Source organism: Magnetospira sp. QH-2 (assembly GCF_000968135.1).
Taxonomy (GTDB): Bacteria; Pseudomonadota; Alphaproteobacteria; order Rhodospirillales; family Magnetospiraceae; genus Magnetospira.
This window is the reverse complement of sequence record NZ_FO538765.1, coordinates 3,030,369-3,045,002: the sequence shown is the minus strand read 5'-3', so window position 1 is coordinate 3,045,002 and position 14,634 is coordinate 3,030,369. Positions and strand designations below refer to the sequence as shown.

The 14,634-nt window shown below is 59.6% G+C and carries 3 protein-coding genes; 2 read left to right on the top strand and 1 reads right to left on the bottom strand.

The window, feature by feature from the left end; genetic code table 11:
* Positions 1-14: 14 nt before the first annotated feature.
* A complete protein-coding gene (locus MGMAQ_RS14400; RefSeq protein WP_148560976.1) occupies positions 15-551 on the bottom strand; it encodes a SiaB family protein kinase in 537 nt (178 codons plus the stop codon).
* 384 nt (positions 552-935) lie between these two features.
* On the opposite strand from MGMAQ_RS14400, the gene MGMAQ_RS14395 reads away from it, so the two are divergent.
* A complete protein-coding gene (locus MGMAQ_RS14395; protein ID WP_046022088.1) occupies positions 936-10,715 on the top strand; it encodes an Ig-like domain-containing protein in 9,780 nt (3,259 codons plus the stop codon).
* Positions 10,716-10,778: 63 nt separating this feature from the next.
* Positions 10,779-14,564 (top strand): hypothetical protein, encoded by a 3,786-nt coding sequence (locus MGMAQ_RS14390; RefSeq protein ID WP_046022087.1) that lies wholly within the window; start codon positions 10,779-10,781, stop codon positions 14,562-14,564.
* Positions 14,565-14,634: the final 70 nt, after the last annotated feature.

The following is a 14,634-nucleotide window of genomic DNA, read 5'->3' as shown; positions in this document are numbered from 1 at the left end:
TCCTATATTGCGGCCTAAACGAAGGCCTTGAGCGTGAAAAACGAAAATCCTTCCTGAACGTCCTCAAAGGTAAAATCAATGGGGCGGGAGGCGCGCCGGGCAATGTCAATGAAACCGACCCCTGCTCCCTTGCTGCCTTCTGGTGGATCATCGCGCAGTTTGCGCTTGTAGGTATCCTTGAGCTGCTTCTTATCCATATTTCGGATGGCTTCCAGCGAACTGGACAGCCGGGATACATCAGCCGAGCGTATCATATTGGCGCAGGTGACGAAGAACTGATCGTCCCGCTTGCCAACAATCAGAACGCCGTAGCGCAGTTCATCGTTATCGGGTTCCCCCGTGACTTCCTTTTCCGCCGAGTAGCGGATGACATTCTGCATCTGCTCGATAAAGACCGAGAACACCGCCCGGGTGGTCTTGGTATCGGCGTCATCCATCGCCAGCTTGCGCTTAATGGCGTCGCCGATGCCCGTCAGGATATCTTCGGTCACATACCCGCTGTAGCAGAACATGATGCCATGGTTCTGCAGGTAGTTCCGAAAATCGTACATGCTGTCAACAAGCATGGCGGCTCGGTTCCGAATGTAGTTTCTCCAATGCACAAGGGAGGTTAACAATCCCATGCGTGCGTGGGGTATGGTAAATGACTTTCTTGCCGGGGGCCACCATAAAGCTTACGCAAATCAGTCCTGGCAAAAGCGGAAAAAAGAGCGAACATCGCTATACATTGGAGGTATTTTGGACCCCTTCTTTAGGTGGAGTCCCCCCAATGGCGGATGACAGGGATTCGCCGGATCCGGTACACTTTTTCATGGGAAATTCCAGCTCGGGCAGTGTTGGATATCCCAACCCCGCATGGGTGGGGTAAATTTGCATGAAATCTGTATGATTTCAGCAGGTTGTAGTGCACGTGGGTTATGGGGAAGGAAACCGCCATGGATGCCAAGTCGCCGAATCAGGGCATGGACGGGCCATCGGATCAGCAAAATCAGGCCTTGGATGAGCTGCAACAGCTTGCTCAGGCGGCGAGTTCCGCTGCGGAACCCATTGGCCAGGTGGAAAGAACCCAAGGCACGGTAATCGCGACCCGCGCCGACGGCACCCGCGTGGAATTGCGGGCCGGCGATCCGGTCTATCGGGGCGATGAATTGGCCACCGGCGAAAGCGGCGGTGTCGGCATCGTGCTGGCCGATAATTCAGTCTTCTCCCTTGGTCAAAGCGGCAAGATGGTGCTCGACGAGATGGTCTATGACCCCGGCGGCACCGAGGGCGAGGCGGTCATCTCGCTGGTTACCGGCGCGGCAACGTTTGTTTCCGGTCAGATTGCCAAGTTCAGCCAGGACGCCATGGTGGTTCGGACCCCCGTGGCCACCATCGGTATTCGCGGCACCAAGGTTTTCCTGGAGACCGACGGTGAGTCCATCCAGGCGGTGAATCTGCCCGAGAACACCCTGCGCGGTGAGACGGTCGGCGAAATCGTGCTGATGAGCCCCAGTGGCGAGATGCTTGGCACGGTCAACACCTATGGCGGCGGCTGGCAGTGGACGCCGTCGGTAAGTGCGACCCCCAGCAGTTTCCAGATGGATGCCTCTCAGATCCAAAATATCATCCAGCAGGTTGGCACCATCCTGCCGCGCACCCTGGAAGAGAAGGCTCTGGATGTCATGGATCGCTTGCAGCGAATCCGTGCCGAGGCCAAGGAAGCCCGGGAGAGCGGGGAAGAGGACAAGGCCGAGAGGCTCGAGGAAGAAGCCGAGGATCTCGCTGAAAAGCTGGAAACGGCGCTGGAAGATGTTGAAAAGAACCTCGGCTACGAAGTCAATATTAGCGAAGAAGCTGACCTGGGACTGGAAGATGGCCTGGGTGACTTCGAGACCGCCGGTGGCGGCAATGATCCGCTTGGCGATGGCGACGGTGGAACGGGTGGCAGGACCGGTTTGGACATCATCCGGTCTCAGGAAGTGACAGAAGATGGCGGCCCCTCCGTCACCGTTGCAAACGAAGAAGATCAGGCCGAAGAAATCGAGGAAGTGGCCGAAGAAGCCACTGTAGTTGTTGCGCCGGAAGACCCCTCTTCCGACGACGCCTCTCAAGGGGATGAAGTCTCTCCTGGGGGCGACGGAGAAGAGACAGGTGACGGCGGGTTAGGCGATGATGAAGAGACGGGTGACGGCGAAGCAGGTGGTGGGGCTTCACCCCTGACCGGCCATGTGGTTGATGGCTATATGGCCAATATGCGCGTATTCGCCGACAATGACGGCGACGGCATTTGGGATGATGTCAACGGCAACGGCATTTACGATGCCGAGGACGGCGACGAGCAGATGGATATCACCGGCACCGACGGGGCTTATACCCTGGCTGCCGGGTCCACGGGCGACATCATCGCCGTCGCGCTGAACGGTGCCTATGATACGGCCACCGGATTGGACTTCACCGGTACCTTGACGGCGCCTCCTGGCGCGAGTGTCGTGACGCCCCTGACCACCCTCGTCGATGCCTACATGGATGCCAATCCCGGGATGAGTTCCTCTGTGGCCGCCGCCACGGTGGCGAGCAATTTCGATTTGGGCGGGGTCGATATCCTCAATGTCGATCCGCATGGCAATCTGAGCCTGATGGCCAAGACTTCCATGATCATGAACACCATGGTGCAACTGCAAGCGGCCAGTGGCGGCAGTTTTGAAAGTGGTTTTGCCGCTTTGGCCGGCCTCGGACCGGTGGATCTGACCAACGAAACCGACCTGGGCGCCTTGCTCGGCGCGGCGGGCGTGCCCGATAGCGGCGGCGGAGACTTGGCGGCCCTGATGGCCACCGGCAACGGTTTGGTGGCCGGGGCGGGCAGTCTCGAACAGATCGCCCAAATGGGGGCCTTCCTGCAAGGGGATTTGGCCGGTGATATCTCCGCCGCGCGCGGTGGACAGGGCTTCGGGGCCCTCCAGGGCCGGGGCGATTTCCTGGCCGAAGAAGCCGCCTTGCGCGGCACCCCGGCGGATCAGGTTCTCGTCGGTGACCTCCAAGGCATGGGCACGGTCGACGTGATCAATGGCCGCGGCGGCAATGACGATATTAGCGGTCTGGGCGGCAACGATCAGCTATTTGGCGGCGCGGGCAATGATATCTTGCGGGGGGGCGCCGGTAGCGACCTGTTGAACGGCGGTGACGGAAACGACTTGGCTATCTTTGATGGCAGTTTCAGCGACTATAGCTTTACCTACAGCAACGGCACCTTGACGGTAGCCGACATCTCCGAGAATGGGGTCGATACGGTGATCGACGTGGAAACCGTCCGCTTCAACGAGGGCGATTTCGCGGTCGGCAGTTTCGCCGGAGGCCTTATTCAAGGTACCAGCGGCAACGATGAACTATTCGGCACGGCCGGTTCCGACGACATTCAGGGCCTGGGCGGCTTCGATATCATCCACAGTTCTCCTGGCGATGATGTCATGCATGGCGGATCTGGTGACAACCTGCTGGATTTCAGCAACGACCCCAACGGGGTGAGCGTCAATCTGGTTAGTGGCTCTGCCACCGATGGCTGGGGCAACCATGATGCGGTCAACCATTTCAAATGGGTCTACGGCTCGGCTTATGACGATACCATTCTTGGCACCGACCTCACGGGTGGAGCCAATGGAGATATCCTTTCCGGTGGTGCGGGCAACGACATCCTGAATGGTCGGGCTGGCAACTGGGATCAAGTCTACTACTCGGATGACGGCGGCATCGGAGTGAGCGTCAACCTCGCGACGGGGATCGCCATCGACGAATTTGGCGGTACCGACAGCCTGAGCAATTTTGAAGTCATTGGCGGCACCAGCTATGACGACACCCTGACCGGCGACAGCAACAACAACCTGATCTATGCCTATCAGGGCACTGACATCGTGGATGGCGGCGGCGGCATCGATACCATCGATTATCAGTGGGACGACACCCCAGGCGGAGTCAGCATCGATCTGGAAAACGGGTTTGCCATTGATGCGGGCGGGGCCACCGACACTTTGATCAGCATCGAGAGCGCGGTCGGCAGCCAAGACGACGACAGCCTCACCGGCAACAGTGACAACAACCAGTTGCAGGGCAAGGGCGGCGACGATGATCTGCAAGGCAATGCGGGTGACGATATCCTGAAAGGTGGCGCGGGAAACGATACCCTTGATGGCGGTACTGGTTTCGATACGGCGGTGTTCTCCGGTTCGGTGAGCGATTATTCGGTCTGGGCCGATGACCAAGGTATCTATCATGTGACGGATACCGTCGGCAGCGACGGTGTCGACATTGTCACCGGTGTCGAGCAGTTCCAATTCGGATTGGATACCATGCTTGCCAGTGAGTTGGACTTGGTGATCGAGGGTGACGGAACCATCATCGGGACCAGCAATTCGGAGACCCTCCTTGGCGGCGCGGGCGACGATGTTCTGATCGGCCTAGGCGGCGACGATCATCTGGACGGTGGCGCGGGCAACGATACGGCAGATTACTCCGCCGCCAACGACAGCGTCCATGCGGACCTCGGAGCCGGAACCGCCGACAATGGTGACGACGGTTTCGATACACTGGCGAATATCGAAAATCTCACCGGCACGTCCTTTAACGATGTCCTGGTCGGCGATGGCAACGACAACATCATCGAGGGGGGCCTCGGCACCGACACCATTATTGGCGGCGCGGGCTTTGACACCCTGGTGACCGGTGCGGAAACCATGTTGGATCTGAGTGCCGCGCGTCTTGGCGGGGAAATTTCCCAGATCGAAATGGTGGATCTGGATCAGACAGCCGGGGCCACGGTATCCCTGACCAGCCCGGGGGACGTGGCGGCCGCGACCGGCAGCCCGAGCGGAACCTTGATCATCCAAGGCGGTGCAGACGATCAGGTCGTCCTCGGCCAAGGCGGCGATGCCAACGATTGGACCCTTACCGGGCAGGTGACTCTGAGCGGTCGCGACTTCAATGTGTACGAAGCGGTTAACGGGGCCTATACGGTCACCCTGAAGGTGGAAACGGCCATTCAGCAAAGTGGGCTGGATGCGGCGCCGACCATCCTTGGCGTGGAAATTGACGCGCAGACCTATGCGACAACCGTGACCATGGATGAGGATGGCAGCCTGAGCGGCCAGATCGGGGCCATTGACAACACCGCCGATCCTACGCTGACATTCAGCGGTGGCCAAGGCGACAACGGGCCGTTCAACGGGACGGTTACGCTCAATTCGGACGGCAGCTTCAACTACATCCCCAATGAGAATTTCTTCGGGCAGGACTTCTTCACTGTCACCGTGACCGATGACACGGGCAACAGCGATACCGAGGTCATCACCATCGACGTGGCCGAGGTCATCGATAACCCGGTAGTCGGCTCCCCGTTGAGCACCACGCGCTTGGAAGACAGCGGCAGCTACGATATCGATTTGCTGAACGGATCCAGCGATCCCGATGGCGGCACTTTGAGCGTGGCCAATGTGGCGACCACGGGCGATGCTTCCGGCTTGTCCATCATCGGCTCCCTGCTGACCATCGACGCCGATGCCTATCAGTCCTTGGGGGACGGCGACCAGGAGGTCATCACCGTCAACTACGACATCGAGGACGGCCAAGGTGGATCGACCCCGCAAACGGCGACCGTCACCATCATCGGCAGCAACGATGCTCCGACCATCGACTATGCCATCGACGGCATGGAAACGGAGGATACCGGACCACGCACCTATGACCTGACAGACGGCGTGAGCGACCTGGAAGGCGATACACTGACCGTCGACGGCGGCAGTGTGGTTCTCAATTCCGGCAATGATGTCGGCGCCACGATGGTTGGCAATCTTCTGACCATCGATACGGACCTGTACGACTATCTGGGTGATTCCGAGGTGGAGACCCTGAGCTTCACCTATGACGTCCTCGACGGCAATGGCGGCGTGGTATCTCAGTCGGCGATCATCGAAATATACGGCACCAACGATCTGCCCGAAGTCACCATCAATACCGGCACGACCTATGTGCCGGGAACGGACGTCACCGTGACGGCCGCCATGCTGAACGCCGCCGACGCTGATCATGGCGCGGCGGATCTGACCTATACCCTGAACAGCGCGCCGGAAGGCGACTTGATGCTCGACGGCGTGGCCCTTGCCTTTGGCGAGAGCTTCACGCAGGCCGATATCGAGGCGGGTCTGCTGACCTACAACAGTGAATTCGGGATAGATGACAGTTTTATCGTCACCGTGAGCGATCCGGATCTGGGCACCAGTTCGTCCGCGACCTTTGCTCTCACGGCGATCGGTCTGACCCTGACCGGAACCAGCGGCCCCGACGATCTCAGTGGCAGCAATGCCGATGATGTCATCACGGGTCTGGGCGGCAATGATGCCCTCGAAGGCCTGGACGGAGCCGACCAGATGGACGGTGGCGCCGACGATGACGCATTGTATGGCGGCGCGGGTGCTGACACCATGACCGGTGGCACCGGCGACGACTATCTGATGGGTGACGAAGGCAACGATGTCATGGACGGCGGCACGGGCATCGATACCCTGGCCATCGCCAGCGACACCGGCTCGGGAGGTTCGGTCACCCTGGCCGAGGACGGCACCTGGGGATACGGCAACTTCACCGATGGCTGGGGCCAGTCCAACGATATCAAGGACTTCGAGAATGTCGAAGGCTCTGACTACGTGGATGCGATCACCGGCAATTCCGGCGACAACGTGCTCATTGGCATGGGTGGCAATGATGTGCTGCGAGGCGGTGCGGGCAACGATACCCTGATCGGTGACAGCCGAGACTTCGGGCTCCAGGAGTCCATGATTCAGGCTTCCGATGGGATCAATTTGAACATTTCCGGGGTGGTGGATGTTCCCGACCGCTTTGGCGGATTGGGCGCGCCGGGGCTCATCGATGCGGATGGCGCCCGGTTTATCGCCAGTGCGGCCTTTGACGACGTGGGTAGCGACACGGATGCGGGCCAGGCCTTTATCTATTCGTTCGACGGCACCCAATGGGTTCAGGAAGCGGCCCTGACCGCGCCCAACCTTGGATTGGGCAACGTCCACCACCAGTTCGGCAGTTCGGTTTCCATCAATGGCGATTGGGCCGTGGTGGGTGAACAGCAGCACGGCAACTTCTTAAACAACGAATGGTATGGCACCTATCGCCAAGGGGCGGCGCACGTATACCATTACGAAAACGGTTCTTGGAACTTGGCAACCTCGTTGCAGGCTTCGTCTCCGGAAACGCCTTCTTACGAGGATATTTTCGGCTCCAGCGTGGCCATTGATTCGGATGCCGCAGCGGGTGGACAGCCTCGCGTGGTGGTCGGCGCCGGCGGCGACGGAACCGGATTCTGGTCCGGCCAAGCCTATGTTTACGACTTCGACGGGACCAACTGGAATCAGAGCATCCTGGTTAATCCACAGGTCAGCTCCAATGACTATTTCGGCGGCTACGTGGAAGTGGACGGCGACACGGTCGTGGTCAGCAACTTCGGTAACCACGGTGGGCAAGGCGAAGCCTATGTGTTCGAGCTGTCCGGGGGCACATGGTCCGAGACCGCGCGTCTGCACGACATGATTCCGGCCGGGAGCCGGGTCAGCAGCGATGAGTTCGGCGAGGCCCTGGCCATCGAAGGCGATCTCCTGGTCACCAGTTCCCGGGATGCTTCCGGCGGTGGCGCGGTGTATGTGTTTGAGCGGGTCGGCGGATCTTGGCAATACAGTGGTGAGATCACCGCCAGTGATACGGATGGCTCGGACCAGTTCGGTTTCGATGTATCCATCAGCAACGGGGTTGTAGTTGTAACCGCACCGGGCAATGAAACCGAAAGCGGTGTGGCCAATGGCGGCACTGTCTATATGTTCGAGAACCAAGGCGGCACCTGGGTCGAAACCAACCGGGTCGAACGCGACGCGGCGGACGGTGGCGATGGCTTTGGCCAAAGCATGGCCTATGCCGAAGGGCAGTTGGTGGTCGGCGCGGGTTACGTTGATAGCCAGCAGGGCGCGGTGTTCGCATATACCGAAAGCACCCCTGTTGCCGGTAACGATCTTCTCTATGGCGACGAAGGAACCGATACCGCCGTGTTCAGCGGAAACCGGGCCGATTACGTCATTTCCGCCACCCACGGGACCTATACGGTGTCCGGTACCAATGGCACCGACTACATCAACGGCGTGGAAGTGTTCGAATTTGCCGATGGTTCCATGTCCAGCTACTTGGCCGGACAGACCATCTGGGGCGATTCCGACTTCGGATCGGCTGGCGATGATTCCATGAATGGCAGCGGCGCAGCCAGTAGCCTGAGCGGTCTGGCCGGTGACGATGTGATCTTTGGCTATTCTGGTAGCGACGTTCTTGTGGGTGATGGCAGCCTCGACTTCGGATTTGACGCCGATGCGGAAGGCTGGGTCTCAACGGACGGCCAATCGTCTCCCGTTTTGTACATGGGCAGCGGTGGCGCTGATGGCGGGGGCTACTTAAAGATCGTGGATACAGGTACATCCACGCCTCAATTCCTGGCTCCCGTGGCTTTGTCCGGCGACTTGGGCGGCTTCCTGGGTGGGCAACTGACCTTCGCCATGAAGTCCGATTTGAACGATGGCGGTCAGCCGGTGGTGACCATCGTTTCCACGGCGGGCACCTTGACATTAAGTATTGCGTCCCCGGCCGCTGCCTGGACCACCTATGACCTGACATTGGATGACCTGGAGGGCTGGGTGCTCGATGGTGATCATCCCGCCACTCAAGACGAGATCGCGGCGGTCCTGGCCGATGTGACGGAAGTCCGATTCTCCTCTGACTTCGTCTACGGCAACGAGACTGTCGGTCTCGACTCGGTCAGCCTCGTTTCGGCTGACGGTAACGACGTGCTCAACGGTGGGACCGGCAACGATATTCTTTACGGCAATGGCGGGGCCGATACCCTCACCGGCCATAGCGGTGTGGATCAGCTCTATGGCGGCGATGGCGATGATGTGTTCGCCGTGACCAGTAGCATCGAGAGCGGCGATGTTTTCGATGGTGGCGCGGGGCATGACGTGCTGCGCAACGACATGGGCCAGACGATGTGGGCCGCCGGATTCTCCGCCACCGATGTGGAAGAAATCGACGGCGGTTCCCAATCCTTCAGTGGCGATGGCGCTGGCAATACACTCGATTTCTCCGGCATTACCACCTGGACCAACGTCGCGGGCATCTATGGGAACGGCGGAGCTGATCTGATTATCGGGTCTGATGCCGCCGACCCGGTCATCGATGGCGGCGTTGGCAACGATACGATCTTTGGCAATGGCGGAGCCGATACGCTGACCGGCTACTCGGGCTATGACACTCTCTACGGCGGCGCCGGGAATGACGTGTTTGCCGTGACGGCGAACATAGAAATCGGCGATGTTTTCGATGGTGGCGCGGACCATGACATCCTGCGCAACGATACCGGCACCACCCTCTACATGGCAGGTTTCGCGCCGACGGGTGTGGAAGAGATCGACGGCAACTTCCAGGCCTTGAGTGGCGATGGCGCTGCCAATACCCTCGATTTTTCTGGGATTACCACCTGGACCAATGTGACAGCGATCTATGGCGATGGCGGGGCCGATATCATTTACGGCTCTGACTTTGCCGATCCGCTGATCAATGGCGGGGTGGGCAATGACACGATCTATGGCAATGGTGGCTCCGATACCCTGACCGGCTACTCGGGCTACGACACTCTCTATGGTGGGGACGGTGACGATGTGTTCGCCGTGACGGCCAATATCGAAGTCGGCGATGTTTTCGATGGCGGATCGGACACTGATATCCTGCGCAACGACACCGGCACCACCCTCTACATGGCTCGTTTCGCGCCCACCGGCGTGGAAAAGATCGACGGCTCCTGCTTTGCCTTGAGTGGCGATGGCGCTGCCAATACCCTCGATTTCTCTGGGATGACCACCTGGACCAACGTTACAGGCATTTATGGCGATGGCGGGGCCGATATCATTTACGGCTCTGACTTTGCCGATCCGCTGATCAATGGCGGGGTGGGCAATGATACGATCTATGGCAATGATGGCTCCGATATTTTTTTCGGCTCCCCCGGCTACGACAGCCTGTATGGTGCAGACAGAGACGATGTCTTCGCGGTGACGGCCAATATCGAGGCGGGCGATGTGTTCGATGGCGGATTGGGGACCGATACCCTGCGCAACGACACCGGCACCACCCTCTACATGGCTCATTTCGCGCCCACCAGCGTGGAGACGATTGATGGGTCCGGATTTGCCCTCAGCGGCGATGCCGGTGCCAATACACTCGACTTCTCCGGTGTGACCACCTGGACCAACGTTGCAGGCATTTATGGCGATGGCGGGGCAGACATCATTTACGGCTCTGACTTTGCCGATCCGCTGATCAATGGCGGGGTGGGCAGTGATACGATCTATGGCAATGATGGCGCCGATACCCTGACCGGCTATACGGGCTACGACAGCCTCTATGGTGGGGACGGTGACGATGTCTTCGCGGTGACGGCCAATATCGAGGCGGGCGATGTGTTCGATGGCGGATTGGGGACCGATACCCTGCGCAACGACACCGGCACCACCCTCTACATGGCTCATTTCGCGCCCACCAGCGTGGAGACGATTGATGGGTCCGGATTTGCCCTCAGCGGCGATGCCGGTGCCAATACACTCGACTTCTCCGGTGTGACCACCTGGGCGGGGGTGGCAGAAAAATAAGGCGATGGCGGGGCAGACATCATTTACGGCTCTGACTTTGCCGATCCGCTGATCAATGGCGGGGTGGGCAGTGATACGATCTATGGCAATGATGGCGCCGATACCCTGACCGGCTATACGGGCTACGACAGCCTCTATGGTGGGGACGGTGACGATGTCTTCGCGGTGACGGCCAATATCGAGGCGGGCGATGTGTTCGATGGCGGATTGGGGACCGATACCCTGCGCAACGACACCGGCACCACCCTCTACATGGCTCATTTCGCGCCCACCAGCGTGGAGACGATTGATGGGTCCGGATTTGCCCTCAGCGGCGATGCCGGTGCCAATACACTCGACTTCTCCTCCGTGACCACCTGGACCAACGTCAGTGGTATTTATGGCGGTGGCGGCGGCGATGTCATCGTCGGTTCCTCCGTGGGCGATGCTTTGATCGACGGCGGCGTCGGCAACGACACGATCACCGGCGGCGCTGGAAACGACGCCATCGACGGCGGCACTGGCACCGATACGGCGGTGTTTTCCGGAAACCTGGAAGACTATGCTTTTGCCGAGGGAAGCGGCTATTTCACCGTCACGGGCGCCGATGGCACCGACGTGCTAACCGGTATTGAGAAGCTGGCTTTCGACGACGGGACCTATGATCTGGTCTATGGCGATGATCTGGCTAATACCCTCAACGGTACCGGCGCGTCACCTAGCCTGGTGGTTGGATTTGATGGCGACGATGACATGACCGGCGGCAGCATGGATGACGTGCTGCTCGGCGGCTTGGGCAACGATACCTTGGACGGCGGCGACGGGGCCGACTGGATCCAGGGCGGTATCGGCGATGACACGATCTATGCCGATGGTGACGACGAGATCGACGGCGGCGCGGGAACCGACGTGGTGTCCCTGTGGAGCGGCGATCTGGGTCTTCAAGGAAACGATGGCCAGGCGCAATGGGCGACGGTTTCCGGCGTGGAAGAAATTGCCATATCCACCGGCGCCACTCTCTACGGCGTCCGCGATCTGACCGGACAGGGCGGCAATAGCGGCCTGACCGCCGATCTGGTGGCGGCCAGCCTGGGAGTTGCCGGTGGGATCCTGGTCGTGACCAGCCACAATGGCGACGCCGGGGCCTCTGTCATGCTGGCGGAAAACGAATGGACCGACACGGGTAATACCGTCACCCTTAACGGACGGCTGCACAGCATCTATGAAGGCACCGAAACCGGCGGCGCGACGGTGACCTTGAAGGTCGATCAGGCGCTGGACATCCTGGGAATCGGGACCAACGGAACCTCGGGCGATGACGTGATCGACGGAACTTCGGGCGTCGACTCCATCAATGCCTTTGCGGGGAACGACGTCATCGACGGCAAGGAAGGTGCTGACATCCTGACCGGTGGCAGCGGCGCCGATATCTTCCATTACGTGGAAGAGGAATTGCTGGGCAATGGTCAAGTCGGCGACTCGATCACTGATTTCGTCGCCGGGTCCGATCAGATCCGCTTGGAAGTGAGCAACGGCGGGAACTTCTCGTTGGCCGGCAGCCAACCGTTCCTCAACAGCTTGACGGTGATGCCCTATGAAGGGAACGTTTCGGGCAATGTCATTCTTGCCGGTCCAGCGGTGAGCTTCTCGGCGGCTCTTGGCAATGCGCTCGCTCAGTCTTATTCGGTGGGCTATACGACGGTCGAGCTCTACACGCTCACACAATCCGGGTCCTATATGATGGTTGGACCGGCGACCTATACTCTAGCGACCAGTTCCGGCTATCCGACGGGCTCCTATACCTTCGAAGGGTCATTCCAACAAACGATCTTCTCCAATCTGTCGGATATGCTGGCCAATAACGCTGGGCTTCCGGTATTCCTCTATTATACCGATGGAGCGAATGGCCATCTCTACTATGCGGATGGCGCGGCGAATAGTGCGACCTCGTACAATCTGGTGGCAACGCTTGAAGGGGAGCCCACTCTTTCGGCGTCTGATATTTTCATCACCGAACCTGGAATCGTCTACACCGATACCGTTGGCATCAATGATGACTATCATGGAGGCCTGGGCGATGACACCATCTTCGGAGAGGCAGGCAACGACAATCTGCACGGCGAGTTTGGCGACGACATGGTTTCCGGCGGGGCTGGAGATGACACCCTGTTCGGCGGATCGGGCAACAATATCCTTGACGGTGGCGACGACAATGATCGTCTGGTCGGCGGCGGTGATGCGGACTTCATGCTCGGCGGGGCCGGGGCTGACAAACTTGAAGGCAAAGCAGGCGACGACATTTTGGACGGCGGCACGGGCAACGACACCCTGGTCGGCTCCGATGGCGACGACATGCTAATCGGCGGCGCGGGCAACGATACGATCTATGGTTATAACGAAGGGACAGGGTCCGGCGATGTGGGCAGCGATACGGTGGTCTTCAGCGGTAACAGTGAAGACTATGTGGTCGTCGAAGGCACCGGCGGCGCGCAGTCGGTCTATACGGTCTATGGGGCCGACGGCATTGATGTAATCACGGGTATCGAAACCTTGATGTTCGATGATATCTCCACCACGCCCGCCGCCCTGGCTTTTGATGCCGTGGGGGCCGGTGCCACCAGCGGTTCCGACCTGCTGGCTGGGGGAGTCGGGACGGATACCCTGGTGGGTCTGGACGGGGACGATCAACTCTATGGTTCCAATGGCGCGGACGTTTTGGTCGGCGGTGCCGGAGAGGATATCTTTGGTTACGCCCTGAGCGGCTTGAGTTTCGATGCTGCCGAGGGCGGGGACACGATCCTCGACTTCAATGCCATGGACGACGTGATTGGCGTTCGGACCGACCAGTTGCACGGGGCCATGGCTTACGGTTCGGTAGACGATCTCACCATCAGCCAGTCCATGTGGGGCGGCAATGCCTGGGGTTCGGCTGCTTTCACCACGTCGCAGGCGGCCATGGACGGCTTGCGCAGCTTCGTCAATGCCGGAACCGCGACATGGGATTACCGCCCGGTGTTCCTGCACTATGAAGATGCGTCGGGAACGGGCCATCTGCTCTATACGGAAAGCTACAACCCCGCGCAGGCCAATGGATCGCAGGGTTTTGATGAAATCACCAGCCTGAATATGGATGGGGATGGCGGTGTCTTTGCCTCTGACTCCATCTTCATCGCCAACAGCAATGCCGATGGCGAGATCCAGGCGGGCGACGATGGGTTGGATGATGTGTTCACCGGCACCGTGCTCAATGACCAGTATCATGGCCGGGACGGCAACGACACCCTGTCCGGGGGCAACGGCAACGACATTCTGTTCGGCGACGATGGGGTGGATATCCTATCCGGCGGCGGCGGAAACGACCTGATCCATGGTGGTTATGGTAGCGACTCCATAAGCGGTGGGGCGGACAGCGACATCTTCGTTTATGTCCTGGATGACTTGGTCAACGAAGGGGGGGACACCATCGAAGACTTTGGCGTTGGGGGCGTTGGGGACCTGTTCCGCTTCTACGATCCGTTGGGTGATGCCAATCTGGCTCTTGGTGGTTCCAGCGCCTTGACGACCATCGGCGCCACCATCGACGGAGTTCAGGGCAACTTCTTCGATGCCGGAAGCGTCAACTTCACCACCGCCACCGGGACCATCAATTACCTGAACAACGCCGTTTCCGTGCTGAACGGGGCCGGGGACACAGATACCAGCAATCCGGTGTTCCTGTTCTTAACCCATGCGGGGGACACGGCGGTTGGCGAGCTGTGGTATGCGGAGACCGATACCAATCTCGTGGGGTCCTATTCCCAGATTGCCACTATCCAATCTGGAACCGGTGGCGCGGTGATCCTGACCGCCGACGACATCCAGGTGTTCTAACGCCAAGGATCGGCTATACTCGGGACGCATCCGGAAACGGGGCGTCCCGAAGCTGATTCTGCGGCGGATT